The organism is Geothrix oryzisoli, from assembly GCF_022808865.1.
Taxonomy (GTDB): Bacteria; Acidobacteriota; Holophagae; order Holophagales; family Holophagaceae; genus Geothrix; species Geothrix oryzisoli.
In genome coordinates, this window is record NZ_JAKZLB010000001.1 from 262,235 (window position 1) to 288,274 (window position 26,040).

Here is a 26,040-nt window from a genome sequence, read left to right on the forward strand (position 1 = left end):
GCCATGCCCGTCTACCGCTCCCGCACTTCGACCCATGGCCGCAACATGGCTGGCGCGCGCTCCCTCTGGCGGGCCACCGGCGTCAAGGACGGTGACTTCGGCAAGCCGATCATCGCGGTCGTTAACTCCTTCACGCAGTTCGTGCCGGGGCATGTGCACCTGAAGGACCTGGGCCAGCTGGTGGCGCGCGAGATCGAGGCGGCCGGTGGCATCGCCAAGGAGTTCAACACCATCGCCATCGACGACGGCATCGCCATGGGCCACGACGGCATGCTCTACTCGCTGCCCTCGCGGGACCTGATCGCCGATTCCGTCGAGTACATGGTCAATGCCCACTGCGCCGACGCGATGGTGTGCATCTCGAACTGCGACAAGATCACGCCCGGGATGCTGATGGCCGCGATGCGCGTCAACATCCCGACCATCTTCGTCTCCGGCGGGCCCATGGAGGCGGGCAAGGTGCAGTGGCAGGGCCAGACCATCGCCGTCGATCTCATCGACGCCATGATCAAGGCCGGCGACAGCAAGGTGTCGGATGCCGAAGTGGACAGCTTCGAACGCTCCGCCTGCCCCACCTGCGGTTCCTGCTCGGGCATGTTCACCGCCAACTCCATGAACTGCCTCACTGAGGCCCTCGGCCTGTCCCTGCCGGGCAATGGCACCCTCGTCGCCACGCACGCCGACCGTCGGGGCCTGTTCCTCCAGGCGGGCCGGGGCATCGTCGAACTGTGCCGACGCTGGTACCAGGATGGCGACGCCTCGGCGCTGCCGCGGGGCATCGCCACCCGCGCCGCCTTCGAGAACGCCATGGCGCTCGACGTGGCCATGGGCGGCTCGACCAACACCGTGCTGCACCTGCTGGCGGCCGCCCAGGAGGCGGGCGTGGACTTCACCATGGCGGACATCGACCGCGTTTCGCGCCGGGTGCCCTGCCTGGCCAAGGTGGCGCCGGCCACGCAGCAGTACCACGTCGAGGATGTGCACCGCGCGGGTGGCGTCCTCGGCATCCTCGCCGAGCTGGATCGCGCGGGCCTGCTGCACCGCGAGTCCGCGACGGTGCATGCGCCGACACTCGGTCAGGCCATCGAGGCCTGGGATGTGGCCCGGAGCGGCGACCGGACCGTACTCGACTTCTTCCGCGCCGCGCCGGGCGGCGTGCCGACCCAGGAGGCGTTCTCCCAGGACCGCCGCTTCCCGGAACTCGACCTGGACCGGGAGCACGGCTGCATCCGGGACTCCGCCCACGCCTACACGCGCGAGGGCGGCCTGGCGGTGCTCTACGGCAACATCGCCCTCAATGGCTGCATCGTCAAGACCGCCGGCGTCGACGAGAGCGTCTGGACGTTCTCGGGGCGCGCCCGGGTCTTTGAAAGCCAGGAGGAGGCGGTCGGGGGGATCCTCACCGGCCAGGTCGTGGCGGGGGACATCGTCGTCATCCGCTACGAGGGACCGAAGGGCGGGCCGGGCATGCAGGAGATGCTCTACCCGACCTCGTTCCTGAAGTCCAAGGACCTGGGCAAGGCCTGCGCGCTCCTGACCGACGGCCGCTTCTCAGGCGGGACCTCGGGCCTGTCCATCGGCCACGTCTCACCGGAGGCCGCCGATGGCGGCGCCATCGGGCTGGTGGAGGACGGCGACACCATCGAGATCGACATCCCCGCCCGCAGCATCCGCCTGGCGGTGAGCGACGACGAACTGGCGCGCCGGCGCGCTGCCATGGACGCCAAGGGTGATGCGGCCTGGAAGCCGGTCAAGCGGCAGCGTCAGGTGTCGGCGGCGCTGCAGGCCTACGCGCTGATGGCGACCTCCGCCGATCGCGGCGCCGTGCGCGACGTCAGCCAGATCCGGCGCCGGTAGTCGGACCGGGGACCCTCGTGACCCTCGGGATGGATCTTCCCGAGGGTCAGTCCTGGCCCTTCAGCGCCGCGATGAGGGCTCCGGCCAGGGGGCGGAGGCGTCCGGGCTCGCTGAGGTAGGCGCCGCGGGCGGCGACGAGGCGGGCGGAGGAGCGGCCGAGGATGGCCGTTTCCACGAGCCCGTGGGCCTTGAGGGTGCCGCCGGTCTGCACCAGGTCCACGATGGCGTCGGCCAGGCCGAGGAGCGGCGCCAGTTCCGCGCTGCTGCTGAGGGGCACCAGCTCGGCCGTGAGGCCTTCCCGGGACAGCCAGGCCTCCGTGGCCTTCGGGAATTTGGTGGCCAGGCGCAGGTGCGGTCTGGCGCGCAGGTCCTCCAGGGTGACCTCGGCCTTGGCGCACAGCGATAGGCGGCAGGCGCCGAAGCCCAGGTCCGCCAGCTCCAGCAGGTCCATGTCCATCTCGTCGAGGGTGTCCGAGCCCACGATGCCGAGGGAGGCCACGCCGGCGGCCACATAGCGGGGCAGGTCGGCACCCTTGAGCAGCAGGGCCGCCACGCCGGGCGTGGCCGTGGGGATCTGCAGCACGCGGGACTTCAGGGCCGCGGGGTCCAGGGCCAGGGGCGTGTGGGCCAGCTTCGGCACCAGCTCGTCACCGAGGCGGCCCTTGGGGAAGGCGATGAGAAGGGTCGAGTGTGTCATCGGGGTTCTTCGAAGAGGTCGGGCCGAGTGGCGGCGAGGTCGAGGAGACGGGACAGGCGCACGCAGAAGCCCGCGGCCTGCCAGGGCCGGCCCAGGCCCGGGAAGAGGCGGTCGTAGCGGCCGCCTGCGGCGAGTTCCTGCTGGGCGCCAGGGGCCCACAGGCGCAGGGTGGGGCCGGTATAGAACCCGAGTCCCGCCACATCGGCCAGATCCACGCGCAGCTCGAGGTTGGGCGGCAAGATGGGGAGCAGGGCCTGGAGGGCCCGGTCCATGTGGCTCCGCTCCTCCTCCAGCAGGGCCGCATAGGGGCTGGCGGCCAGGGCGCCCAGGGTGCCGGGGCCGTCGAACTCGGAGAGCAGCGCCTCGGCGTGGGCGGTCAGCCGCGCCGCGGAGGGATGCCCGTCCAGGGCCTCGCGCACGCGGTGCGGTGCACGGCGCGAGAGGGCCGCCACCACGGCGTCCGCCAACTCGCCGAACAGGCCTTCGGCTTCCAGGGGGCGCCGCACCAGGGCCGCATTGCCCAGGTGGAGGATGGCGCTCTTCAGGCCCAGGAGGCCCGGGACGGCCATGAGCATGCGGGCCAGTTCCACGTCCGCTTCGGCAGCGGGTTCGCCTTCGGGCTGGAGACGCTCGCAGCCCACCTCGAAACGCTCCACCGCCTCCCAGGGCTGCACGGGCCGTCGGAACACCGCGCCCGCGTAGGCCACGCGGTCCGGCGGGGCGGGGAAGGTCCGGGCCAGCAGGCCCGCGAGGGCCATGGTGAAGTCCCAGCGCAGGGCCACCAGCTCGTCGCCATCGAAGAAGCGCAGCGCGCCGTCGGGCACGGCTTCCCGCAGGACGAGGGAGGGGTGCAGCTCACGGTAGCCGTGGGCGGCGAAATGGCCCATGAGGGTGCCTTCCCACTTGCGGAGCCGGGCGGCGGCGCTGAAAAGCAGGTCGGGGAAGTGGGGCGTGCGGACAGCCATCAGGCGGGCCCTCCCGTGCGGTCGGCGTGGCGACGGTGGAGCACCTCCACCACATCCAGGAGGCTGGCCCCGCGCTCCAGGAGGAGCATGTCGAGGTGGAACAGCAGGTCCGCGGCCTCGCCGAGGAACTCCTTGCGGTCGTCGTTCTTGGCGGCGATCACGACCTCACCGGCCTCCTCCACCACCTTCTTGGCGATGCGGTCCACGCCTTGCGCGAAGAGCTTCTGGGTGTAGCTGCCGTTCAGGTCCGCCAGCGCCCGGCGGGACTTCAGCAAGGCTTCCAGGCGGCCCAGCCAGGGCAGGGTGGCGGGCCAAGGCTGAGCCGCGCTGGGCCCGCCTTCCGGATCCGCATCGAAGCAGCTCTCCGTGCCGCGGTGGCAGCTGGGACCTTCGGGATCCGCAAGGATGAGCAGGGCGTCCGCATCGCAGTCCGGGCGGATCTGGACCACCCTGAGCCGGTTTCCGCTGCTCTCCCCCTTCACCCAGAGGGACTGGCGGGAGCGGCTCCAGAAGGTGACGAAGCCCGTGTCGAGGGTGCGCTGGAGGGATTCCCGGTTGAGCCAGGCCACCATGCGGACTTCGCCGGCGCGGTCCTGCACGATGCCGGGGATGAGACCGGCGGAATCGAAGGTCAGTGCTGCGAGGTCCATGTCAGATCCGTATGGAGAGGTCGTTCTGGGCCAGGTAGGCCTTGAGGCGGGGGATGGGCAGGATGCCCTCGTGGAAGAGCGTGGCGGCCAGCACGGCGTCGGCGCCGTGTTCCAGGGCCTCCAGGAAGTGGACCTCCAGGCCCGCGCCGCCGGAGGCGATGAGCGGGATGGGCAGCTCCGAGGCCAGGTCCAGCAGGGGCAGGTCGAAGCCGTCGCCGGTGCCGTCCCGGTCCATGGAGGTGAGCAGGATCTCGCCGGCGCCGAGATCGTTGAGCTCCCACAGCCAGTCCACGGCCGCCCGGGCCGTGGGTTCGGTGCCGCCCTTGAGGTAGACGCGCCAGCCCAGGTCGGGATCACGCTTCACGTCCACGGCCGCCACCACGCACTGGCGCCCGAAGGCGTCCGCCAGCTCGCAGACCAGGTCCGGCCGCAGGGCGGCGGCGGTGTTCACGGCCACCTTGTCGGCGCCGGCGCGCAGCAGGCTGCGGGCATCGTCGACGCTGGAGACCCCGCCACCCACGGTGAAGGGGATGCTCAGCTCCCGGGCCACCTCGCGGACCCAGGCCTCCCGCGTGCCACGGTTCTCCAGGGAGGCCGCGATGTCGAGGAAGACCAGCTCGTCTGCACCCTCCAGGTCGTAGCGGCGGGCCAGCTCCACGGGATGGCCCAGGTCGCGGAGCTGCTTGAACTGGATGCCCTTGACGACGCGGCCGTTCTTCACGTCGAGGCATGGGATGATGCGCTTGGCGGGCATCAGGCGCCTCCTGCCAGGGCGGCGCGGGTGCGCGGATCGTCCAGGGGGATGAAGCCCTCCATCAGAGCCTTGCCGCTGATGGCGCCCACGACGCCGGGCAGCGTGGCGAGCGGGGTGAGGTCCGCCAGTTCCTTCACGCCGCCGGAGGCCTGGACCTGGAAGCCCTCGCGGGCCACCCAGGCGACCGCTTCGAGGCCCGGGCCTTCCAGCGTGCCATCGCGGCTCACGTCGGTGACGAGCGCCCGGTCGAAGCCGAGGGTGAGCAGGGCCTCGAACACGTCCGTGGAAGCGCAGGCGCTATCAGCCTGCCAGCCGCGGGTGACGATGTGCTGGCCCTTGAGGTCGAGGGCCGCCACGACGCGATCGCCGGGCAGGCCCCGCAGGGCCGAAGGCTGCTCCACGGCGAGGGTTCCGACCACGGCGTCGAACCCCAGGGCCAGCACCTCCTCGATGGAAGCGCGGTCCCGCAGGCCGCCGCCCAGCTGGAAGCGTACCTGGGGGAAGCGGGCGGGGAAGGTGGTGAAGGCCCCCTGGCGGGGCTCCCCGAAGGCGCCGTCCAGATCCACCAGGTGGATGCGGCGGGCGCCGGCGGCGATCAGGTGCTCGACCCAGCCCTCGGGCGTGAAGTCATAGAACGTGGCCTGCTTCCGGTCGCCATGGCGCAGGCGGACCAGGCGGCCCTGCAGCAGGTCCATGCTCGGGATCAGTTGCATGGCGCCTCCGATGGCATGGGCAGGGCGCCCATCCAGGCCAGGGCCGACTGCAGCAGCCCGAGGCCGGCGGGCCCGGATTTCTCAGGGTGGGGCTGGAAGCCCAGGACCTTCCCCCGGGCCTCCACGGCGGCGAAGGGGCGGCCGTGGTCAGCCAGGTAGACGGTGTCGGCCGAGGGCTCCAGGGCGTAGCTGTGGACGAAGTAGAGCCAGGCGCCGTCGGGATCCGGGAGGGCGGGGTGGGCGCTGCCCTGGCGCACCTGGCACCAGCCCATGTTGGGGACCTTCACGCCCGGCCCCAGGCGCCGCACGACGCCGGGGATCAGGCTGAGCCCCGACGCGCGGGGAGCCTCTTCGCTGCCTTCGGCGAGCAGCTGCAGGCCCAGGCAGATGCCCAGCAGGGGCCGTCCTTCGGCCACCAGGGTCGGCAGGCTGGACCACCAGCCCCGCTCACGGAGGGACCGCTGGGCGGCTTCGAAGTGGCCCACGCCCGGTAGCACGATGGGCCCAGTGGCCGCAGCCTGGTCGGGCGATGCGGCCCGCACATAGGCCAGGCCCAGCCGGTCCAGGGCGCCTTCCAGCGAGGCAAGGTTGCCGGCGTCGTAGTCGATGAGGGTGATGGCGCTCATGCGGACAAGGTCCCCTTGGTGGAGGGTACGCCGCCGCCGCCCTCGGCGCGGGCGGCCTGGCGCAGGGCCTTGGCCAGGGCCTTGAAGAGGGCCTCGACCTTGTGGTGGGTGTTCACGCCGCGGAGGAGGTCCGCGTGGATGGCGAGGCCGCCGCGCATGGCGAGGGCGATGAAGAACTCCCGGACCATCTCCACCTGGAAGCCGTCACCGAGGACCACCGGCGGAAGGTCCGCGTGGAACTCGCACCAGGGGCGGCCGGAGAGGTCGACCACCACCCGGGCCAGGGCCTCATCCAGGGGCACGTAGGCGTGGGCGAAGCGGGCGATGCCCGCACGGTCGCCCAGGGCCGTCTTCAGCGCGTCCCCCAGGCAGAGGCCCACATCCTCCACGAGGTGGTGGCTGTCCACGGGCAGGTCGCCGGTGGCCTCCACCTCCAGGCCGAAGCCGCCGTGCTTCGCGAGTTGCATCAGCATGTGGTCGAAGTAGCCCAGGCCCGTGCGGATGCTCGCCTCGCCGCCGTCCAGAGAGAGGCTCAGCTTTACCCGGGTCTCGGCGGTGGCGCGGTTCAGGGTGGCGGTTCTCATGGCTTCTCCTGATTCAGCATCGGCAGCAGGCCGCGCAAGGTCTCGGATTGGATGTCTTCCGCCACCGCGAAGCGGCTGCGGTCGGGTCCCAGGGCCGCGAAGCGCCAGGCCACTTCGGGCTTCAGCGCCGCGGCGGCCCGCAGGCAGCGGGCATCGTCCACCGTGTCCCCGGCGAAGATGATCTTCTCCGCCCGGAAGGCGTCCGCCAGCTGGAGCAGGCCCGCCGGTTCAGGTTTGCGCAGGTGGGGCGCCGCATCGCAGACCGCGGGGAGCTGGAAGCCGAGCACCCTCCAGGCCAGGTCCAGCTCCTCGGGCGGCCGTCCCGTGAGCACCGCCAGCTCCCAGCCCGTGGCCTGGAGGTCGGCCAGGGTGGCGAGGGGGCGCTCGAGACGGATGGTGTCGGCGTAGTGCTTCTGGACGGAGATCTGGGCCGAAGGCTCCAGGGCCTCCATCCGCGCATCGAGCTCTGGGAAGCCGCGGCCGTCCGCCGCTTCGATCACGGGCCGAAGGTCCACGTCACCGTGGGCTTCGGCCAGGGCGAGGGCCCCGGCCGCCAGGCGGAAGTCGTTGTTGTAGCCGCCCAGGCGCTTGAAGGCGCGGTAGGCCTCGTCGGACCAGGGCAGGGCGGGGCGCAGGTCCGCCAGGGCCCGGGCCACCGCCTCCATGAAGCTGCGGTCCGCGTCGATGAGCACGCCGTCGATGTCCAGGACCAGCAGGCGCCGGGTCGCGCGCGGCGCCGGAGCGGGCAGCTCGCCGCCCAGGGTCGCGGCCACGCGGGCAGTGTCCGGTTCCGTGCCGATGGTGAGCCGCGCGGCACCGGTGCCGGGCAGGCGGCGCACCTTGATGCCTTCGGCCTCCAGCGCGTCCGAAGGGTCCGGCGACACATGGATGAAGTTGCCGGCGCTGGGGGCGGCCCGATGGGTGGGCAGGGCGGCGGCCAGGCGGTCGCGCCGATCTGGCAGGGCCCGCACGGCGGGCTCGAAGGCCGGGGCGAAATCGAGGGCCACGTCCAGGGCCTCCAGGCTGGCGGCCGGGATGGAGTAGGGCAGCTGCAGGGTGGCCAGCTTGGACACCAGGGCAGGATCGCCCAGGAGGTAGCCCAGGCGCCAGGAGGCGGAGGCCAGCGCCTTGCTGAAGGTCCGCAGCAGCACCACGTTCGGGTAGCGGTCCACCGCCAGGCGGTGGGTGGCCGGGGCGAATTCTGCGTAGGCCTCGTCCATCACCACCAGGGGGGGCACGGGACGGGCCGCGGCCGCGGCCAGCAGCGGCTCCAGTTCCGCTGGCGACACCCAGGCGCCGGTGGGGTTGTTCGGCAGCGTCAGCCAGACCTGGCGGCAGTCCAGGGCCTGGAACCAGGGCTCCAGCGGAAAGCCTGTGCCCTGGGGCACCTTCCGCACCTGCCCGCCATTTCGCCGCACGAGCATGGGATAGAGGCTGAAGCCGGGATCCGGGATGGCCACCGTGTCGCCGAAGCTGAGGCCCGCCATGGCCACCAGGTCCAGGAGGGCGCCGCTGGAGGGGCCCAGCAGCAGACCGCCCTCGGGGGCGCCCACGCGCTTGCGCAGGCGCTCGGTGAGCTCCTCCTGCCGCTCCGGGTAGAGGTGGAAGGGCAGGGTTCGGAGCCGCGCCAGCAGGGCCTCGCGGGCCTCCGCGGGCCAGTCGGATCCGGCCTCGTTCATGTGCAGCCGCACGCCCGTGGGCGGTTCGGGAGGCCGCCGGTAGGCGGGCAGGTCGGCGAGATCGGGTCGGAGGAAGGACATGGGCAACTCGGGATGAGGGTAGGAGGAAAGAGCGTCCAACAAAACCCCGCGTGGTCACGCGAGGGGTGCCGGGCGAGCGAGGCGAGGAAGGTGAGTCGTAGCGTAGCGGGTGCTACGCGCGACGCGCCTGACGAAGCATCGCGACGCCCGCCACCCCTCGCCCGGAGGGATGAAGCCAGGCAGGCGCCCCGCGGCGTCAGGTCCCTTGAACAACGAACCACGTTGCCCTGCGGGCCCTTCCTTGCGGTGCATCCTGCCTGGTTTCATCGTGGCCTCGTGGGGTTTTGTTGGGCGCTCTTCACCAGGCTTCCGGGGAGAAGAAGCGGAACGGAGCGCTCGGCGAGGAGGCGCTCCCTAGGGGTGGTGATGGCCGCGCAGGCCGGCGCTGCGGCCGTGGTGGGTGAGGCCCTCGGCCTCGGCGAGCTGCTCGACCCAGGGGGCCATGGCGGCGGCATCCGCGGCGGAGAGCCGCAGCAGGCTCTGCCGCTTGAGGAAGGTGGCCACGCCCAGGGGGCTGGTGTAGCGGGCGCTGCGGTCGGTGGGCAGCACGTGGTTGGGCCCGGCGCCGTAGTCGCCGAAGGCCTCGGCGCTGGCGCTGCCGATGAAGACGGCTCCGGCGGTGGTCAGCGAGGGCAGCCAGGCCTCGGGATCGCGCACGCTGAGCTCGAGGTGTTCGGGCGCCCAGGCCTGGGCCAAGGCGATGGCCAGGTCGCGCTCGGCGCAGACCAGCCGCCCGTGGGCGCCCAGGCTCTGCTCGAGGATCGCCCGGCGGGGCGAGGCGGCCACGCGGGCCTGGAGTTCGGCCTCCACCGCCTTGAGCAGGGCGCGGTCGGCGCTGAGCAGCACGGCGGCGGCATCGGGATCGTGCTCGGCCTGGGCCATCAGGTCCTCGGCCAGCCAGGCGGGATCGGCGCTGCCGTCGGCCAGGACCAGCAGCTCGGTGGGGCCCGCCAGGGCGTCGATGCCGCAGGTGCCGATGAGCTGGCGCTTGGCCTCGGCCACGAAGCGGTTGCCCGGGCCGGCGACGAGGTCCACGGCGGGCTCCCCGAAGGCCAGCCAGGCCAGCGCCTGGGCGCCGCCGAAGGGGTAGAGCTCGGTGAGGCCCAGCTCGGCCGCGCAGGCCAGCACCAGGGGATCCACGCCCCAGGCGCCGGGCAGGGTGGGCTGGGGCTTGGGAGGGGTGACACCCACGATGCGGCCCACACCGGCCACCTGGGCAGGGATCACGGTCATGGCGAGGGTGGAGGGATAGAAGGCGCGCCCGCCGGGAATGTAGACGCCCGCGGTCTTCAGGGGGCACCAGCGCTCACCCACCGTGCCGCCGCCGGGGAGGGGCAACTCCAGGTCGCGCAGACAGCCGCGCTGGCCCTCCGCGAAGCGACGCACGTTGGCGATCATCTCCCGCAGGGCGCCCATGAGCTCGGGCCGGCGCTGGTCCAGGTCCGCGCGGGCGGTCTGGAGGGCCGCCTCGGGGATGCGCAGGGCTGCGGGATCGAGGGCCACGCCATCCAGGCGCAGAGTCCAGTCCAGCACGGCCTTCAGGCCATCCCGGCGCACGTCCGCCAGGATGGCCTTGACGGCCTTCCGCGTGTCCTCTTCCATCTCCCCATTCCGCGCCAGCGCGGCCACCCAATCGCTCACTTGCCCGGGCATGTCCGCCCGGTCAGTCAGGTCATTGAAGGAGATGAAGTAACACCTATGCACCTCTGAGGTGAAGCATCAAGACTGCCAGATTCCTGTGATGGGCTGCAACCAGAAATCCAACCGGGGTTGGATCAGGCCGGCTGGGCGGCGATGCTGAGGTCTGCGGCCTGGAAGAAGAAGTGCACGTTGGCGGGCTCCGTCTCCTCGGTCCACTCCCAGCAGCTGGGATCCGACAGGATGGCCTGGGCCAGGGCGACATGCATCGCATGACCGGCGGCATGGGCCTCCACGAGGCCCAGCAGGGGCGCACCGAGCAGGGCCAGATCACCGACCAGGTCCAGCATCTTGTGGCGCACGGCTTCGTCTTCGTAGCGCAGCGACTCGTTCAGGGGTCCGTCGGCGCCGAAGACCACGGCGTTGTCCAGGCTGCCGCCGAGGGCCAGGCCACGGGCGCGCATCTGGTCGATCTCCTGGGCCAGGCAGAAGGTGCGGGCGGCGCCCAGCTCCCGGCGGTACTTCTCCGGGGTGAGGCTCAGTTCGCGGCTCTGGCGGCCCAGGGCGGGGATGGGGAAGTCGATGACATAGCGCAGGCGGAGGCCGTCGTAAGGAAGGGCGCGGATCCATCGGTCCCCGTTCCGGACTTCGATGGGGCGCGTGATCTTCATGAACCGGCGACGGCCCTCAAGGGCCTTGGTGCCGGCCTGGAGGATGGCATCGACCCAGGGAGCGGCGCTGCCATCGAGAATCGGCAGCTCCTCGGCATCCACCTCGATGCGCAGGTGTTCGACCTCCAGCCCCGTGAGCGCCGAAAGCAGGTGTTCGATGGTCTGGAGGCGCACCCCATCCTTCACCAGGGTGGTGGCCAGGACCAGGTCGCCGGCCAGGTCGGCCCGGGCGGGGATTTCAGTCCCCGTAGGCGTGTGGATGAACACGATCCCGGTGGGTTCGGCCACGGGCATCAGGCGCACCGAGCAGGGGCGGTTGCCGTGCAGGCCGCGGCCCGAGACGGTGATCTCGTGGCTCAGGGTCTGGGGCGTGGTGCTGCGGGGCATGGGTCGTCCTCGCAGATTCATAAGCTAGATTTGTGCCATTGCATAAAATAAATCATTTCATGATTTGTTTTATGTTTGAGGATGGATATCTGTGGTGGCTCTGCCACAGGCCGTAGTCAGCGGGGCTCGGTCCGCTCCCAATCTTCCGGGGTGGTGAGCTTCAGGTTGGAACTGGGGCTGGGGATCACCTTCACCGCCAGTCCCAGGCGCTCCAGCAGCGCCACATCATCCGTCGCGGCGAACCCGGCCTCGTTGGCGAGGCGGAAGGCCCGGAGCCAGGTTCCCAGGCGGGCGATCTGGGGGGTCTGGGCCCGGAAGAACTCCTCCCGCGGCTCGGTGCCGAGCACCCGCCCGTCCGCATCCACCCGTTTGAGGGTGTCGGTGGATGGCTCACCCAGCAGGACGCCATCGAACCGGTTCAGGGCCTCCAGGGCTTCCCACAGGGGGGCCGCCGGGGGAAAGGGCCGGACGGCATCGTGGATCATGACCGGGGCGAGGGGCTGGTCCGGCAAGGCCAGAAGGGCCGACCACACGGAGGACTGCCGGGTCTCCCCGCCGGGGACCACCCAGCAGGGGGCGCTGAAGGTCCAGGAGCGGGTTTCCTCCAGGTGGGTTTCCGGAACGGCCAACGCGATCCCGGCGAGCTGGGGCATGCCGGGGGCGAGGAAGGCCTCCACCGTGGCCTGGAGCAGGGGGCGTCCGCCCCAGTCCCGGAACTGCTTGGGCAGGCCGCCCCCCATGCGCAGGCCCCGCCCCCCGGCCGGGATGACCAGGAAGGGGCGCAAGAGCTCAGCGCTGGCGGGTGATGAAGGGTTCGACACCGCGATCCTTCAGGAGCTTGGCGAGCTGCTGGGCCGCCTGCTCCGCGTCCTGGCGGCTGGTATAGCTGCCCACTCGGACCCGCTTCACGGCCAGGCCGCCCCGGGTGGTGGCGCTCTGGAGGGTCACCACGCCGAAGGTGTTTTCAAGTTCGCGCGTAAGTGACTCGATATTCTTGGGATCTGAAAGTGCCGCCACCTGCACCACGAAGGGGTCCAGGCGATCCATCGACGGATCCAGGGCGGTGGGCAGGCCCATGGCGTCCACGGAACGGAGGCGGATGCGCGTGGTGCCTTGACCCATGAAGCCCAATTCCTCGGCACCGCGCTTGGAAAGATCCAGCACGCGCCCCTTCACGAAGGGGCCCCGGTCGTTCACCCGCAGGACGGTGCGCTTGCGGTTCTCGAGGTTCTCGACCTCCACGAAGCTGCCCAGGGGCAGGGTCCGGTGGGCGCAGGTGAACTGCTCGGGGTCGAAAATCTCCCCGCTGGCCGTAGGCCTGCCGGTGAATCCGTCATCGTTGCCGCCGTACCAGCTGGCCAGACCCTCCTCCACATAGGCCTGCCCATCGGCGGGCCGGACGTCGCTGCGCGACCCGGAGGCGGGGGAGGCGTAGGTCGCGGGAGGCCGGGTGCAGTGGAGGGTGAAGCTGAGGGATACGAGGGTGGCCACCCGGGGCGTGCTCCAGCGCATGAGCCTGAGGAATCCGCCCTTGCCTGGATCCACCGGAGTTGGAGGGTCGAAGGCGACATGGATCTCGTGGATCCAGAGCGCACAGGTCTTGCTCCAATTGGTGGGATGGAAGGATGACAGCATCGGACTCCACAAAGATCATCGGGCCAAATTTAATGGACCCGCTCGTATACATATAAAGTATGGCGGAGCCTGCCCCTTTTGTAAAGGACCATAAATTGCAATAGGAATATGTGCGCGGAGGACCGTAATTATGCCTATTGCCGGCGGGGGATGTCGCCCACCCGGAAAGGCTTCGGACGGTTGCCGGCGGCCAGGAAGGGCGCGGGAAGGTGCTTGGCGGCGGCCAAGGCGGCGGCTTCCGATCCGTAGATCCCGAAGAAGATCTGATAGCAGGTACGCCCATTCCGCATGGTCATGGGCAGGAGGAAGAGGTCCGGGTCCCGGCCCTTCAGCAGCCCGGCGGCGTTCTGGACCGTGTCGCCCTGGCAGGCGATCTCCAGGCGCAGGGTCCACTTCTCCTGGACGGTGGCGGCCAGGGCAGTGCCCTGGGCGAGGGTCAGCTTCCATTGCCCCTCGCGGATGGCCTTCAGCCGTTCCGCCTTGGAAGGAACCGCGGGCGGCTTGGCCGCTGGCTTGGCTGCCGGCTTGGGCGGCGCCGGGACCGGTTCGGCCGGCGCGGGTCGGACGGGGGCTTTCACCTCAACGGGAGAGGTGGGATCCGGGGCGGCCTTGGCTTCGGGCTTGGAGGTCTGCTCCGTAGTGGGTGGCGCTGGTTTCACCTGGGGGGGCGGATTCTCCGGGGCCGATTGCGTCAGCCTGGGGAGGATGATGGGGTTTCGTTTATACCATCGCAGACCACCCCAGAAGCCCAGGGCCACCAGGAGGATCAGGGCCAGGACCAGGGGCCGACGGGAGGAGCTCCTGGGCTCAAGGTGGGGAGGCTCGGGAAACTCGGTGCTTCCCGCCGCGGTCTGCTGGATGGGAAGCGGGCGATCCCCCGGCAGGGGCGGCTGGTTGCCGGCCAAATAGGGAGGCTCCTCCACTTCGTCCTCGGGCCCCAGCTGATCCAGTTCCTCGGAAAGATGGTCCAGGTTGGTGGTGGGGACCTGGCTGGCCTGGATCGCCTCGATCAGTGAGGGGTAGGAGGCCGGCGGGGGAGGCGGTGGGGGTGGCGGGGCCGCCGGAGGGGCGGGGACCGGCTCGGGGAATTCCAGGACCTGGAGGGGCGGCGGTCCCTGCAGCCGCACCCGGCCCATCTCCCGCAGGAACAGGATGAAGGCACCCAGACGGAACGGTTCGACCCCGGATTCCTGGCTCAGCTCCAGCATGGTCCGCTGCCCATTCAGCAGGCCGGGGATACGAAGCAGATCGGGGGGCAGGTTCCATTCGGAGGGCCGCTGGCTTTCCGGCACGACCACCTGGTCCAGGGGGCCCAGCTCCGCCAGCAGGTGCTCCCGATCCTGCAGGTTCAGCACCCCAGCCAGCAGCATGGCGGGGGTGTCGAAGGGGAGGCGGACCGTGGCGGCATCCAGGGGTTTGGCCTCGAAGACGGGTTCCCCGGCGGCGGCTGCCAGGCTGGCCCAGACCACCCGTTCGACCTGGGCCCGGGCCACATCCAGCAGGTCCCGCTGGGTGATGAACCCCATCTCGATGAGGTTCCGGCCGATGGACATGGTCGGATTGAGGTTGGCCATGGCGTAGTCCAGCTGGACCTGGGTGAGCTTGCCCCGTTCCACCAGGAGGTGGGTGAGGCGGTCCGGCGCGTGGGTGCTGACGGCGAACACCACACTCCCTTGCTCGAAGTAGATCGTCCGGTTGGGCTCCTGGCCCAGGCGCCAAATACCGGTGGCCTCCGCCCGGTGCCTCGCGAAGAGGTCCTTGAGCGCGGGCAGGCTCATGAAATCATCCAGCGCTCAAGCTTGAGCTTGCCGACCTTCACGAGGATGGACTGCCCGGGGAGCAGCGAGAGCCTGAGGGCGGGATCCGCGGCCTTCTGGCCATCCAGACTCACGGCCCCTTGGCCGATGAGCCGCTCCGCCTCCTTGCGGCTGGCGGCCAGACCGCGGTCCACCAGCAGGCGGCTGAGGGCGACCTCGCCGTCCGTGGGCGCCACGGCGACTTCCGGGGCCTCCTCCTGGCTCCGCTCGGAGAACCGGCGCACCCAGCGCTCTTCGGCCTCGCGGCCGGCGGCGGCCCCGTGGAAATCGGCCACGATCTGCCGGGCCAGGGCCTTCTTGGCATCCATCGGGTGCCCCTGCTTGAGGGCCTCGATCTCGGCGGGCAGCTTGTCCGTCAGCAGCAGGTACCAGTCCCACATGAGGGCATCGCTGGCACTCATGGCCTTGCCGAACTGGGTGTCCGGATCCTCCATGAAGCCGATGTAGTTGCCCAGGGACTTGGACATCTTCTCCACGCCGTCCAGGCCCAGCAGCAGCGGCACCGTCAGCACCACCTGGGGCTTCTGGCCCGAGGCCTCCTGCAGGATGCGGCCCTGCATGAGGTTGAAGAGCTGATCGTTGCCGCCGAGTTCCACGTCCGCCTGGAGGGCCACGGAATCGTAGGCCTGGGTCAGGGGATAGAGCAGCTCATGGAGGGAGATGGGTTCGCGGGCCTCCATGCGCTTGGCGAAATCATTGCGCTCCAGCATCTGGGCCACGGTGAACCGGGAGGCCAGGCGGATCCACTGCTCGCCGTGGAGGGGTTCCAGCCACTCGCTGTTGAACCGGACCTTCGTCTTTTCCGGGTCGAGGATCCGGAAGACCTGGGCCTTGTAGGTCTCCGCATTGGCCAGCACCTCCTCGCGGGACAGGGGCGGGCGCGTGGCCTTCTTGCCTGTGGGATCGCCGATGAGGCCGGTGAAATCGCCGATGAGGAAGGTCACCTCGTGGCCCAGCTTCTGGAACTGGGCCATCTTGCGGATGAGCACGCCGTGGCCCAGGTGCAGGTCCGGGGCCGTGGGGTCGAAGCCGGCCTTGATCCGCAGGGGCCGCCCCTCCTTGAGTTTCGCCTCCAGCTGGTCCAGCTTGTGGCAAGTCACGGTGCCCTTCGTGAGCAGGGCTAGAGCATCAGATACGGATCCGGAAGCGGCGGTCATGCTTGAATCTTGGCGGAAAACGGGCGTGGGCTCAATGCGGAAGGGTCAGCGGACATCCACTTCCAGCACGCGCCTGGGGCCTTGGTCCCCGGCGCGGCGGGCGCTTTCGAAGGTGACGTAGACGGCCCGGCCCGACTTCGGGCTCCAGCCCACCTCCACCTTGCCGCCGAAATCACGGTTGATGCGGAGGCCATGGTGTTCCATCAGATCCGGCGTGAGGTCCGGGACCGGAGTGAGATCCTTCTGCCACTTGGCAGCGGCTTGGAGAAAGCCGGATTCAGTGGGCCAGGTCTTCGCCAGCTCGGGATTGGCCGTGTAGAGGGCGTGGCAGCCTTCGGGAGTGCGGAGCTGCTCCACCACGGCGCGGAAGTCTTCCCAGTCCGGGCGGATCTTCTCCAGGGCGAACCCCATGACCTGGTTCTTGAAGCCTGCGGGGTCCTTCTTGGCCTTGTTCGCCACGTAGGCGATCCCCCCCACGCAAGTGACCAGAGCCACCAGGAAGGCGATGCCGCAGCCGAGGGCCACCTTGCCCCAGAGCGGCAGGCCCGGCTTGAGGGGAACGCCATGCCCGCCATTGTCCCAGGATGAATCCGCCATGAAGGGCTCCTACAACAGGTTGCTCGCCAGTTCCGCCAGCTTGCTGCGCTCCCCCTTCTGGAGGGTGACGTGGCCGGAGATGTCGAGGTGCTTGAAGTGTTCCGCCAGGAAGCTGAGGCCGTTGGTGCTGGCGTCCACATAGGGGTTGTCGATCTGGTGGGGGTCGCCCGTGAAGATGACCTTGGTGCCCTCTCCAGCGCGGGTGAGGATGGTCTTGACCTCGTGGGGCGTGAGGTTCTGGGCCTCGTCCACCACCAGGTACTGCTTGGGGATGCTGCGGCCGCGGATGTAGGTGAGGGGCTCGACGCTGAGGTAGCCCGCCTCCTCCAGTTGGCCCGCGGTCATGGTGGTGCGTTTCCTAGCTTCGGTGTTCGCGCCCACGATGAACTCGAGGTTGTCGTAGATGGGCTGCATGTAGGGCCGCAGCTTCTCGCCGATATCCCCGGGCAGGTAGCCCAGATCGCGCCCCATGGGCATGACGGGCCGGCTCACGAGGATCTTGTCGTAGGCCTCGTCGTCCACCACCTGCTGGAGACCGGCGGCGATGGCCAGCAGGGTCTTGCCCGTGCCGGCTTTGCCCAGCAGCGTGACCACCTGGACGGTGGGATCCAGCAGCAGCTCCAGGGCGAACTGCTGCTCGCGGTTGCGGGGCTTGATGCCCCAGGGATAGGACTCCATGCGCTTCACGGGCCGCAGCAGCCCCTCGCCCGCCATGAACCGGGCCAGGGCGGTGTGGCTGGGATTGGTCTGGTCCACCAGGGTGAGGAACTGGTTGGGCTCGAGGTGCAGCTCGGGGTCGGGCTGGAGACCGCCGTCGTAGAGCAGGTCCACCTTGGCGGGATCCACCTCCCAGGACTTGTGGCCGGTGTAGAGCTCCTCCATCTCCACCCGGTCGGTGGTGTAATCCTCGGCCAGGATGCCGATGGCGTCGGCCTTGATGCGCAGGTTGGTGTCCTTGGTGACCAGGACCACCTTCTCTTTGCAGGTGGTGAGGAGTTGCTTGGCACAGGCCAGGATCTGGTTGTCGGCCTTGTGCTTGTCCTCGCGCAGGATGCCGATGTCCAGGGGGTGATTCTCCACGTCCACCTTGAGGGAGCCGCCGCCCTCCAGGGCCACGCCCCGGCTGAGGCTCCCGCTGGCCCGGAGCTTGTCCAGCATGCGCGAGACCGTGCGGGCATTGCGGCCCACTTCGGTCTGGTCCTTCTTGAAGTGGTCCACTTCCTCGATCACCACGATGGGCAGCACCACGTCGTGTTCCTGGAAGTGGAGGATCGAGTTCGGATCGTGCAGGAGGACATTCGTATCCAGGACGAAGACTTTCTTGCTGGATGGCGGGACCAAGAGACCTCCGGTTCTGCCCGCACCCTACCACCAAGCTCCCCCGGTTGCACGGCTGGGATTGGGGTTCCCGAAGGTGGGAGAATGACCGCCCCCCTGGAGACCCGCATGAGGATCTTGATCATGGCCCTTGCTTTGACCGCAGCCCTGTCCGCCCAGCCCCCCATTCCCTATCCCGCCACCCGCAAGGCCGACGTGGTGGATGATTTCTTCGGGACCAAGGTGGCGGATCCTTACCGCTGGCTGGAGGACGACAACAGCGCCGAGACCAAGGCCTGGGTGGAGGCCCAGAACAAGGTGACCTTCGCCTACCTGGAGCAGATCCCGGAGCGGGCGAAGATCCGGGAGCGCATCACCCGGCTGTGGGATTTTGAGAAGTACAGCGCCCCCTTCAAGCGGGGCAAGCGCTACTTCTACTCCTACAACACGGGCCTCCAGAACCAGTCAGTGCTGTTCGTGACGGAGGATCCCAAGGCCCCGGGCCGGGTGCTCCTCGACCCGAACACCCTGAGCAAGGACGGCACCGTGGCCCTCAGCGGTGCGAGCTTCACGGAGGACGGCGGTCTCATGGCCTATTCCGTGTCCGTGGCGGGTTCCGACTGGCAGACCTGGCGGGTCCGCGATGTGGCCACCGGGAAGGACCTGGCCGACGAGATCCGCTGGTCCAAGGCCAGCGGCGCGTCCTGGCGGAAGGATGGCAGCGGCTTCTTCTACAGCCGCTATGAAACGCCGAAGGAAGGCGGGGCCCTGACCGGTGTGAACAACAACCACATGCTCTATTTCCACAAGCTGGGCACGCCCCAGTCCGAGGATGCGCTCATCTACCAGCGCCCCGATCAGCCCGAGTGGTACCTCGGCGGCACCGTGACCGATGACGGCCGCTGGCTGGTCATCACCGGGAGCAAGGGCACCAACCCCGAGAGCAGCCTGTTCCTCAAGGACCTCTCGAAGCCCGACGGTCCCGTGGAGCCCTTCCTCGACCGCATGGACGCCTCCTACGGCGTGGTGGACAACGAGGGCGACACCTTCTTCGTGGTCACCAACCAGGGGGCGCCCCGCAACCGCCTGGTGGCCATCCGCAGGGGCCAGGCGGACCCGGCCCAGTGGACCCCGATCATCCCACAGGCCAAGGGCCGGGACGTGCTGGAAGCCGTATCTCTGGTGGGCGGCCGCTTCGTCGCCACCTGGATGCGGGATGCCCACTCCGTGGTGGAGTTCTATGACCTCAAGGGCAAGAAGACCGGCACGCTGGACCTGCCCACCCTGGGCACGGTCACCGGCTTCGGCGGGCGCCGCGAGGACACCGAGACTTTCTACACCTTCGGCAGCTTCGCCTATCCCGGGACCATCTACCGGCTGGACCTGAAGGCCGCCAAGAGCACCGTCTTCCGCACGCCCAAGGTGGCCTTCAGGCCCGCGGACTACGAGGTCGAACAGGTCTTCTATCCCAGCAAGGACGGCACGAAGGTGCCCATGTTCCTGGTGCACAAGAAGGGCCTCAAGCTCGATGGCCAGAACCCGACCCTGCTCTACGGCTATGGCGGCTTCAACGTGTCGCTGACGCCCGCCTTCTCCGTGTCCCGCATGGTCTGGCTGGAGATGGGCGGGGTGTATGCCATGCCGAACCTCCGGGGCGGCGGCGAGTACGGCCTGGAGTGGTACGACGCGGGGCGGAAGGCCAAGAAGCAGAACGTCTTCGACGACTTCATCGCCGCCGCGGAGTGGCTGATCGCCCACAAGATCACCTCCACGCCGAAGCTGGCCATCAATGGCGGCAGCAACGGCGGTCTGCTGGTGGGCGCCTGCCTCACCCAGCGGCCGGACCTCTTCGGGGCCGCGGTGCCTGAAGTGGGCGTCATGGATATGCTGCGCTTCCACAAGTTCACCCTGGGCTGGGGCTGGAAGAGCGACTACGGCAGCAGCGAAACGAAGGAGGGCTTCGAGACCCTCATGAAGTACTCGCCCCTGCATACCATCAAGCCCGGCACGAAGTACCCGCCGACGCTGATCACCACCGGTGACCACGATGACCGTGTGGTGCCCGCCCACAGCCACAAGTTCACGGCCACGCTCCAGGCCGCCCAGGCGGGCCCGGCACCCATCCTCACCCGCATCGAGACCAGCGCGGGGCATGGCGCGGGCAAGCCCACGGCCAAGGCCATCGCCGAGCGGGCCGATGTCCTCGCCTTCCTGGTGAAGAACCTGGGCATGAAGCTGCCCTGAGCCTTGTTTTAGCCTTTTCTTACGAGGTATCCTGAAGGGCATCCCCACCCATGTTCTTCAGGAGGCCCATTGATGCCCCTCGCCCTGTCCCGATCCTGCCTGCTGGCCCTTGCCGCTTCGGCGCTGGTGGCCCAGGTGCCGCTGACCTATCCCGCCACCCGCAAGGCGGACGTGGTGGACAACTACTTCGGCACCAAGGTGGCCGATCCCTACCGTTGGCTGGAGGATGACCACTCGGCCGAGACCGCGGCCTGGGTCACGGCCCAGAACCAGGTGACCCAGGCTTACCTGGCGCAGATTCCCGAGCGGAAGGCCATCGAGGCCCGGATGACCCGCCTCTGGAACTACGAGAAGTACGGCGCACCGAGCAAGCACGGGAAGTACTACATCTACTCCTACAACTCCGGCCTCCAGAACCAGGCGGTGATCTACCTGACCGAACGCCTCGAGGACAAGGGGCGCGTGCTCTTCGACCCCAACAGCCTCAGCAAGGACGGCACCGTGGCGCTGGGGGGGATGCGCTTCAGCGAGGATGGGGCCTTCGTGGCCTACAGCCTGTCCAAGGGCGGGTCTGACGTGAGCACCTGGAAGGTCCGGAACGTGGCCACTGGCGTCGACCTGCCGGATGCCTTCCCGGCCGGCCGCATGGGGGTCAACAGCTGGGCCAAGGATGGCAGCGGCTTCTACTACACCGACTACCCCAAGGTCGAAGCCGGCAAGGCCCTGACGGCGGTCTACAAGAACCAGAAGCTCTTCTTCCACAAGCTGGGAGACCCCGCCGGGAAGGACGCCGTGATCTACGAGCGTCCCGACCAGCCCGACTGGGGTTTCGGGGCCGATGTCACCGACGATGGCCACTGGCTGATCATCTCCCAGCGGCAGGGCACCGAGCGGAAGAACCGGGTCTTCCTGAAGGACCTCCGCAAGGCCGGCAGTCCCGTGGTGCCCCTCTTCGACCGGTACGACGGCTCCTATTCCATCCTCGGCAACGACGGCGACACCTTCTACGTGCATACCGACTTCGGTGCCCCGCGCCACCGGGTCGTGGCCGTGGAACTCGCACACCCGGAGGCCAAGGCCTGGAAGGATCTCATTCCCGAGGGGAAGGGGCGTGACGTCCTGGCGGGAGCCGATCTCTTCGGCAACACCCTGGCCATCACCTGGAAGGTGGATGCGCTCAACGTCGTGAAGCTCTATGACCTGAAGGGCCGCTTCCTCAAGGAGATCAAGCCCGAGGGCCTCGGCAACCTCAGCGGCTTCAACGGCCGCCGCCAGGATACCGAGACCTTCTACACCTTCACCTCCTACAACCAGCCGCCCACGCTCTACCGCTACGACCTGAAGACCGGCAAGAGCTCCGTGTTCCGGCAGCCCAAGGTGGACATCAAGCCCACCGAGTACGAGGTGAAGGAAGTCTTCTATCCCAGCAAGGACGGCACGAAGGTGCCTATGTTCCTGGCCTACAGGAAGGGCCTGAAGCTGGATGGCACCAATCCCACGCTGCTCTATGCCTACGGCGGCTTCAACATCGCCCAGTCGCCCGGCTATTCCCCCATTTCCCAGGTGTGGATGGAGATGGGTGGTGTCTATGCCGTGGCCTGCCTGCGGGGCGGCAGCGAGTACGGCAAGGACTGGTGGGAGGCCGGCAAGCGCGAGAAGAAGCAGAACGTCTTCGACGACTTCATCGCGGCCGCCGAGTGGCTCATCAAGGAGAAATACACCAGCACCCCCCGCCTCGCCATCCAGGGTGGCTCCAACGGCGGCCTGCTGGTGGGCGCCTGCATGACCCAGCGCCCGGACCTCTTCGGTGCGGCCCTGCCCGCGGTCGGCGTCATGGACATGCTGCGCTACCACACCTTCACCATCGGGTGGATGTGGAAGAGCGACTACATGTCCAGCGACACGCCGGAAGGCTTTGCCAACCTCATCCGGTATTCGCCGCTCCACAACCTGAAGCCCGGCGTGAAATACCCTCCGACGCTGGTGACCACTGGCGACCACGACGACCGCGTGGTGCCCGCCCACAGCCACAAGTTCATCGCCACCCTCCAGGCCGACCAGGCCGGCCCCGCCCCCGTGTTGACCCGCATCGAGACCAACGCGGGCCACGGCGCCGGCAAGCCCACCGCCAAACTGATCGCCGAGCGTGCCGACCTGTGGGCCTTCCTCGTCAAGAACCTCCACATGAAGCTGCCCGCCGGGCTCGGCCAGTAGTTGATTCCAGGGCCTTCCCAGGGCAAACTGGGAGGCCAGCGCCAACTTAGCTCAGCTGGTAGAGCAGCTGATTCGTAATCAGCAGGTCGCAGGTTCGAATCCTGTAGTTGGCTCCAGTGAAAAGGCCCCGCTCGCGGGGCCTTTTCACTGGAGTGGATCCCTGCGGGGTTCGAACCTGCGAGTGGACTTCGAGGCGCGACTAGATGTAGCGCCGCAGAAGGCCGGCACACGGCAAAGCCGGGTGCGGTTCGAATCCCGCCGGAGTGGTAGGCGCCTCTTCCAACATCCCAAGCACTAAAAACCTGCGCAATAAAATCCATTTGGGGCGGTCCCTGCCTTCTTGCCCTATATTTCTAGCCGGGAGGGGACCGAAGATGAACCGACGGATCAGTCAGACCCCCTTGAACTACGACCGCGAAGCTGGGACCGAGCGCCGCGCGTTGCGTTCCCGGGGGGATCGCCGTCGCCACGGTCGGGCTCTCCGCATCTTCTTCATTCCCCTGGACATGTTGGTGCATAAGCTGCGCACCCGCACCTTGGTCGTGTTCTGAGGGGCCGGGCCCGCTAGGACTTCACCACGCCGTCGACATAGACCCAGCGGCCGTTTTCCCGTGCGAAGGTGCTCGTCTCGATGTGGAGGGTGCGCCGGCCGTTGGTCTGGAGGCTGGCGTGGAAGGTGACGATGCCAGTATCGTCGGCCTTGCCGCCCCCCTCCTTGCTGACGATCTTCAGCCCCACGCAGCTGACGGACTTGCAGTAAGTGGCGAGCTCCTCCCGGTTCTCCTCGCCGCGCTTGGCTTCAGGGCGGGTGGTGATCAGATACTCCACTTTGCCGAGCGCATAGGCCGAGAAACGGGACCGCATGAGCTGTTCGGCGGCCTCGGGCTGGGCCGTGCCCGCATGGTACGGGCCGCAGCAGCGGTCATAGGGCTTCTTGGAGGTGCAGGGGCAGGGGCGGGACATGGGGCTTCTCCTGGTGCGGTCAGCGGGTTTCGATGCCCTGGGCGATGGTGACCTGGATCTTCTGCTGCACCTTGGCGGCGCCCAGGGTCAGGGTGGCGGTGTAGGTGCCGGGGCGCACGAACTTGTCGGGTCCCAGGCCACCGTACTCGGTGAGCAGGGTCTTGGAGGGGCGCAGGTTCCAGGCCACCCGTCCCAGGCCCGGCGTGCGGGGCAGGGGGAAGGTGGCCACGGGCTGGCCTTCGGCATTGGTGATCGAGAGGCTGGGGGCCTCGTCGCCCAGGTCGCGGATCCAATAGGTGAGCAGCGCGCCCTCGGGCGGGTTCTCGCCGCGATAGATCCCCTTGCCGGCCGAGTCCTCCCAGCCGGGCAGCAGATAGGCCCCTTCCGCGGGCCGCACGGGGAAGAGCTCCAGCGGCTTGGCGGCGACCTCGGCGGTGAGGGCCTCGAGGGGGGTGAGGTCGTCCAGCACATACAGGCTGCGCCCGTGGGTGGCGATGACCAGGTCGTGGTCCCGGGGGTGGACCTGCAGGTCGTCCACGGCCACGGCGGGCAGGCCGCCGAGCTTCACCCAGGTCGCACCCCGGTCCAGGCTCGCGTACAGACCGGCTTCGGTGCCGGCGTAGAGCAGGTCCGGGTTGAATGGATCCTCCCGGACCACCTTCACGGGCCCATCCGGCGGCAGGCCGGCCGCCAGGCTCTGCCAGGTACGCCCGCCGTCGGCAGTGCGGTAGACCAGGGGGGCGTAGAGTCCCGCCCGATGAGCGTCCACGGCCAGGTAGGCCACCTTGGGATCGCGCCCGCCGGGTTCGATGCGGCTCATCCACTGCCCGCGGGCCGGCGCGGGGACGAAGGTGCTGAGATCCGTCCAGTGGCCGCCGTCATCCTCGGTGATCCAGAGCTTGCCGTCATCGGTGCCGGCCCACAGCAGCCCAGCCTTCACGGGCGATTCGGCCAGGGTGTACACCACCCCGTAGGTTTCCGCGCCACTGCCCGTGGCCGTCGTCTTCAGCGGATCCCGGGTCGAGAGGTCGGGGCTGATGGCCTTCCAGGTCTCTCCGCGGTGCGTCAGGCGGAAGACCTGGTTGCCGCCCAGGTAGAGGGCGCCCTTGTCGTGGCGGCTGCCGAAGAGCGGGGCGTTCCAGTTGAAGCGGAAAGCGGGCTGGCCCTCGGCGGGGTTGGGCCGCAGCGCCTTGAACTCGCCCGTGCGGAGGTTGAAGCGGTGCAGCATGCCCTCCTGGCTCTCGGCGTAGACCAGGTCGCGGTCCTGGGGATCGAAGGCGCAGGAGAAGCCGTCACCGCCACCGATGTTGGTCCAGTCCGAGTTGAGGATCCCGTCCTTGGAGCGGGTGCGGCTGGGTCCCACCCAGTTGAGGTTGTCCTGAAGGCCGCCGGCGATGCGGTAGGGCAGGCTGTCATCGAGGGCAATGCGGTAGAACTGGCCGGCGGGGATGTTGTTCAGGTGGAGCCAGGCCTGGCCTGCTTCGTAGCTCTGGTAGACGCCGCCGTCCGTGCCGAGCAGCAGCCGGGAGGTGACGGGCGGCAATGCCGGCTCGCCGGGCGCGGGCGGCTCCACCTTCGGGGGATCGGCTTTCGGGAAGGCCAGGGCATGGCAGTCCGAATGGACTTTGCCGAAGAGATCCTCCCGGAAGCTGCGGCCCCCGTTATCCGAGACGTGCAGCATGTAGCCCGCCACGTAGACCCGCTGGGGATTCACCGGGTCGATGCGGATCTGGCTGAAGTAGAAGGGACGGGGGTCCAGCGCGTTCACGCGGGTCCAGCTCTCTCCGCCGTCCTCGGACCGGAACACGCCGCCGGCGCGGCTCAGGAGCTCGTCGATGCCGACGGTGCCGCCCTGGTCGCTTTGGACCACGGCCATCACGATGCCCGGGTGGCTGCGGGAGACATCCAGGCCGATGCGCCCGGTCTGCGTGGGCAGACCCTTTTCGAGCTTGCGCCAGGTGGTTCCGCCGTCGATGCTCCGGTAGATGCCGCCGACATCCTGCCCCTCCGAAGCGGCGATGCCGTAGCTGAAGGACCAGGGGGTGCGCTGCCGCGCATAGAGGGTGGCGTAGAGGGTGTCCGGGGCCGAGGGGTCCAGGGCCACATCTCCACAGCCCACCCGGGTGTCCAGCTTCCCGGGGGCCTTCAGGACGGCCTTCCAGGTCTTCCCCGCATCGGTGGTCTTGAAGAGGCCCCGCTCACCGCCGGGGCTCCACAGGTCACCCATCACGGCCACCCAGGCGGTGGCGGGGTCCTTGGGGTGCACCACGATCCGGGGGATGGCCCTGCTGTTTTCCAGGCCCACACAGGCCCAGGTGGCGCCGCCGTCGGTGGAACGGTAGACGCCATGGCCCCAGCCCGAGCTGTTGCGGTCGTTGGCCTCGCCCGTTCCGACCCAGAGCACCCTGGGATCAGAGGGGGCCACGGCCACGGCGCCGATGGAGGCCACGGGCTGCTTGTCGAACAGAGGGGCGAAGGTGGCCCCCGCATTCGCCGTCTTCCAGACCCCGCCCGTGGCGAGGCCCACGTAGAAGGTGTCGGGATTCACGGGATCCACGGCGAGGTCGGACACCCGGCCACCCATGATGGCGGGTCCGATGCTGCGGGCCTTCAGGGCCACGAGGCGCGCGGCATCCACTTGGGGGGCGGGGGCCTTCGGCGGGGGCGCCGCCCGCTTGTCCCTCGGGCTGGCGATCAGCGAGGCGCAAAGCAGGAGGCCGGACAGCAGGCGGATGGACATCGGGACCTCGGCGGGAGATCCGCCAGCTTACCGCAGGATGTGAGGCACCCGCTG

General features: G+C 69.1%; 21 protein-coding genes and 1 tRNA gene. 4 read left to right on the top strand and 18 right to left on the bottom strand.

The annotated features are described in order from the left end of the window. The first annotated feature begins 3 nt into the window (after positions 1-3). Entirely contained in the window at positions 4-1,857 is a 1,854-nt protein-coding gene (gene ilvD / locus MLE43_RS01130; protein ID WP_243300891.1) for a dihydroxy-acid dehydratase, read from the top strand. 46 nt (positions 1,858-1,903) lie between these two features. Here the strand turns inward: ilvD and hisG are convergent, their stop codons facing one another. The 16 genes from hisG to MLE43_RS01210 all read right to left on the bottom strand — a co-directional run bounded on the left by hisG (position 1,904) and on the right by MLE43_RS01210 (position 17,849). Next, positions 1,904-2,554 (bottom strand): ATP phosphoribosyltransferase, encoded by a 651-nt coding sequence (gene hisG, locus MLE43_RS01135; protein ID WP_243300892.1) that lies wholly within the window; start codon positions 2,552-2,554, stop codon positions 1,904-1,906. Next, positions 2,551-3,519: an ATP phosphoribosyltransferase regulatory subunit gene (locus MLE43_RS01140; RefSeq protein WP_243300894.1), complete on the bottom strand. Its 969-nt coding sequence runs from the start codon at positions 3,517-3,519 to the stop codon at positions 2,551-2,553. The genes hisG and MLE43_RS01140 overlap by 4 nt, the downstream gene beginning before the upstream one ends. Then, a complete protein-coding gene (gene hisIE, locus MLE43_RS01145) occupies positions 3,519-4,169 on the bottom strand; it encodes a bifunctional phosphoribosyl-AMP cyclohydrolase/phosphoribosyl-ATP diphosphatase HisIE (protein ID WP_243300896.1) in 651 nt (216 codons plus the stop codon). Before hisIE ends, MLE43_RS01140 begins: the two co-directional genes overlap by 1 nt. Before the next feature lies 1 nt (position 4,170). Continuing rightward, complete coding sequence (gene hisF, locus MLE43_RS01150; RefSeq protein WP_243300902.1) at positions 4,171-4,923, bottom strand: imidazole glycerol phosphate synthase subunit HisF; 753 nt, start codon at positions 4,921-4,923, stop codon at positions 4,171-4,173. Continuing rightward, positions 4,923-5,636 (bottom strand): 1-(5-phosphoribosyl)-5-[(5-phosphoribosylamino)methylideneamino] imidazole-4-carboxamide isomerase, encoded by a 714-nt coding sequence (locus tag MLE43_RS01155; protein WP_243300903.1) that lies wholly within the window; start codon positions 5,634-5,636, stop codon positions 4,923-4,925. Before MLE43_RS01155 ends, hisF begins: the two co-directional genes overlap by 1 nt. Continuing rightward, positions 5,627-6,262 carry an imidazole glycerol phosphate synthase subunit HisH gene (gene hisH / locus MLE43_RS01160; protein ID WP_243300905.1) on the bottom strand — a complete coding sequence of 212 codons (636 nt, stop codon included), beginning with the start codon at positions 6,260-6,262 and terminating at the stop codon, positions 5,627-5,629. Before hisH ends, MLE43_RS01155 begins: the two co-directional genes overlap by 10 nt. Beyond that, positions 6,259-6,846 carry an imidazoleglycerol-phosphate dehydratase HisB gene (gene hisB, locus MLE43_RS01165; protein WP_243300907.1) on the bottom strand — a complete coding sequence of 196 codons (588 nt, stop codon included), beginning with the start codon at positions 6,844-6,846 and terminating at the stop codon, positions 6,259-6,261. Before hisB ends, hisH begins: the two co-directional genes overlap by 4 nt. Then, positions 6,843-8,606, bottom strand: coding sequence for an aminotransferase class I/II-fold pyridoxal phosphate-dependent enzyme (locus MLE43_RS01170; protein ID WP_243300908.1), 1,764 nt, complete (start codon positions 8,604-8,606; stop codon positions 6,843-6,845). Before MLE43_RS01170 ends, hisB begins: the two co-directional genes overlap by 4 nt. A 354-nt stretch (positions 8,607-8,960) precedes the next feature. Further along, a complete protein-coding gene (gene hisD, locus MLE43_RS01175) occupies positions 8,961-10,259 on the bottom strand; it encodes a histidinol dehydrogenase (protein ID WP_243300910.1) in 1,299 nt (432 codons plus the stop codon). 122 nt (positions 10,260-10,381) lie between these two features. Then, positions 10,382-11,302, bottom strand: a complete 921-nt coding sequence (gene lpxC, locus MLE43_RS01180; RefSeq protein ID WP_243300912.1) for a UDP-3-O-acyl-N-acetylglucosamine deacetylase — start codon at positions 11,300-11,302, stop codon at positions 10,382-10,384. A 116-nt stretch (positions 11,303-11,418) separates the two neighbouring features. Further along, positions 11,419-12,087 (bottom strand): IspD/TarI family cytidylyltransferase, encoded by a 669-nt coding sequence (locus tag MLE43_RS01185; RefSeq protein ID WP_243300914.1) that lies wholly within the window; start codon positions 12,085-12,087, stop codon positions 11,419-11,421. Positions 12,088-12,091: 4 nt separating this feature from the next. Beyond that, on the bottom strand, positions 12,092-12,937 hold the full coding sequence (locus tag MLE43_RS01190; protein ID WP_243300915.1) for an SPOR domain-containing protein: 846 nt from the start codon (positions 12,935-12,937) through the stop codon (positions 12,092-12,094). Positions 12,938-13,071: 134 nt separating this feature from the next. Continuing rightward, the gene (locus MLE43_RS01195; protein ID WP_243300916.1) at positions 13,072-14,715 is read right to left on the bottom strand and encodes a DUF4388 domain-containing protein; all 1,644 of its coding nucleotides are present in this window, start codon (positions 14,713-14,715) and stop codon (positions 13,072-13,074) included. Beyond that, a complete protein-coding gene (tyrS, locus tag MLE43_RS01200) occupies positions 14,712-15,911 on the bottom strand; it encodes a tyrosine--tRNA ligase (protein WP_243300917.1) in 1,200 nt (399 codons plus the stop codon). The genes MLE43_RS01195 and tyrS overlap by 4 nt, the downstream gene beginning before the upstream one ends. Positions 15,912-15,956: 45 nt before the next feature. After that, a complete protein-coding gene (locus MLE43_RS01205; RefSeq protein ID WP_243300918.1) occupies positions 15,957-16,508 on the bottom strand; it encodes a hypothetical protein in 552 nt (183 codons plus the stop codon). Between the two features lie 9 nt (positions 16,509-16,517). Further along, complete coding sequence (locus MLE43_RS01210; RefSeq protein ID WP_243300924.1) at positions 16,518-17,849, bottom strand: PhoH family protein; 1,332 nt, start codon at positions 17,847-17,849, stop codon at positions 16,518-16,520. 120 nt (positions 17,850-17,969) lie between these two features. Between MLE43_RS01210 and MLE43_RS01215 the strand changes: the two genes are divergently transcribed. The 3 genes from MLE43_RS01215 (at position 17,970) to MLE43_RS01225 (ending at position 22,399) form a co-directional block, all read left to right on the top strand. After that, positions 17,970-20,069 carry a prolyl oligopeptidase family serine peptidase gene (locus MLE43_RS01215; RefSeq protein WP_243300925.1) on the top strand — a complete coding sequence of 700 codons (2,100 nt, stop codon included), beginning with the start codon at positions 17,970-17,972 and terminating at the stop codon, positions 20,067-20,069. A gap of 72 nt (positions 20,070-20,141) precedes the next feature. After that, positions 20,142-22,283 carry a prolyl oligopeptidase family serine peptidase gene (locus MLE43_RS01220; RefSeq protein WP_243300926.1) on the top strand — a complete coding sequence of 714 codons (2,142 nt, stop codon included), beginning with the start codon at positions 20,142-20,144 and terminating at the stop codon, positions 22,281-22,283. Positions 22,284-22,323: 40 nt separating this feature from the next. Then, positions 22,324-22,399 (top strand) — tRNA-Thr (locus tag MLE43_RS01225). A gap of 448 nt (positions 22,400-22,847) precedes the next feature. Here the strand turns inward: MLE43_RS01225 and MLE43_RS01230 are convergent. Both MLE43_RS01230 and MLE43_RS01235 read right to left on the bottom strand, forming a co-directional pair. Further along, positions 22,848-23,246 (bottom strand): YchJ family protein, encoded by a 399-nt coding sequence (locus MLE43_RS01230; RefSeq protein WP_243300927.1) that lies wholly within the window; start codon positions 23,244-23,246, stop codon positions 22,848-22,850. 19 nt (positions 23,247-23,265) lie between these two features. Next, on the bottom strand, positions 23,266-25,986 hold the full coding sequence (locus MLE43_RS01235) for a WD40/YVTN/BNR-like repeat-containing protein (protein WP_243300928.1): 2,721 nt from the start codon (positions 25,984-25,986) through the stop codon (positions 23,266-23,268). Between the last annotated feature and the right edge of the window lie 54 nt (positions 25,987-26,040).

What these genes read in the sequence shown, in the direction of transcription:
- hisG (WP_243300892.1), bottom strand. Translation starts at nt 2,554, where the DNA reads ATGACACACTCGACCCTTCTCATCGCCTTCCCCAAGGGCCGCCTCGGT.
- MLE43_RS01170 (WP_243300908.1), bottom strand. Translation starts at nt 8,606, where the DNA reads ATGTCCTTCCTCCGACCCGATCTCGCCGACCTGCCCGCCTACCGGCGG.
- MLE43_RS01155 (WP_243300903.1), bottom strand. Translation starts at nt 5,636, where the DNA reads ATGCAACTGATCCCGAGCATGGACCTGCTGCAGGGCCGCCTGGTCCGC.
- MLE43_RS01235 (WP_243300928.1), bottom strand. Translation starts at nt 25,986, where the DNA reads ATGTCCATCCGCCTGCTGTCCGGCCTCCTGCTTTGCGCCTCGCTGATC.
- hisF (WP_243300902.1), bottom strand. Translation starts at nt 4,923, where the DNA reads ATGCCCGCCAAGCGCATCATCCCATGCCTCGACGTGAAGAACGGCCGC.
- MLE43_RS01195 (WP_243300916.1), bottom strand. Translation starts at nt 14,715, where the DNA reads ATGAGCCTGCCCGCGCTCAAGGACCTCTTCGCGAGGCACCGGGCGGAG.
- ilvD (WP_243300891.1), top strand. Translation starts at nt 4, where the DNA reads ATGCCCGTCTACCGCTCCCGCACTTCGACCCATGGCCGCAACATGGCT.
- lpxC (WP_243300912.1), bottom strand. Translation starts at nt 11,302, where the DNA reads ATGCCCCGCAGCACCACGCCCCAGACCCTGAGCCACGAGATCACCGTC.
- MLE43_RS01215 (WP_243300925.1), top strand. Translation starts at nt 17,970, where the DNA reads ATGGCCCTTGCTTTGACCGCAGCCCTGTCCGCCCAGCCCCCCATTCCC.
- MLE43_RS01190 (WP_243300915.1), bottom strand. Translation starts at nt 12,937, where the DNA reads ATGCTGTCATCCTTCCATCCCACCAATTGGAGCAAGACCTGTGCGCTC.
- MLE43_RS01140 (WP_243300894.1), bottom strand. Translation starts at nt 3,519, where the DNA reads ATGGCTGTCCGCACGCCCCACTTCCCCGACCTGCTTTTCAGCGCCGCC.
- MLE43_RS01220 (WP_243300926.1), top strand. Translation starts at nt 20,142, where the DNA reads ATGCCCCTCGCCCTGTCCCGATCCTGCCTGCTGGCCCTTGCCGCTTCG.
- MLE43_RS01230 (WP_243300927.1), bottom strand. Translation starts at nt 23,246, where the DNA reads ATGTCCCGCCCCTGCCCCTGCACCTCCAAGAAGCCCTATGACCGCTGC.
- hisIE (WP_243300896.1), bottom strand. Translation starts at nt 4,169, where the DNA reads ATGGACCTCGCAGCACTGACCTTCGATTCCGCCGGTCTCATCCCCGGC.
- hisD (WP_243300910.1), bottom strand. Translation starts at nt 10,259, where the DNA reads ATGCCCGGGCAAGTGAGCGATTGGGTGGCCGCGCTGGCGCGGAATGGG.
- tyrS (WP_243300917.1), bottom strand. Translation starts at nt 15,911, where the DNA reads ATGACCGCCGCTTCCGGATCCGTATCTGATGCTCTAGCCCTGCTCACG.
- hisB (WP_243300907.1), bottom strand. Translation starts at nt 6,846, where the DNA reads ATGAGAACCGCCACCCTGAACCGCGCCACCGCCGAGACCCGGGTAAAG.
- hisH (WP_243300905.1), bottom strand. Translation starts at nt 6,262, where the DNA reads ATGAGCGCCATCACCCTCATCGACTACGACGCCGGCAACCTTGCCTCG.
- MLE43_RS01205 (WP_243300918.1), bottom strand. Translation starts at nt 16,508, where the DNA reads ATGGCGGATTCATCCTGGGACAATGGCGGGCATGGCGTTCCCCTCAAG.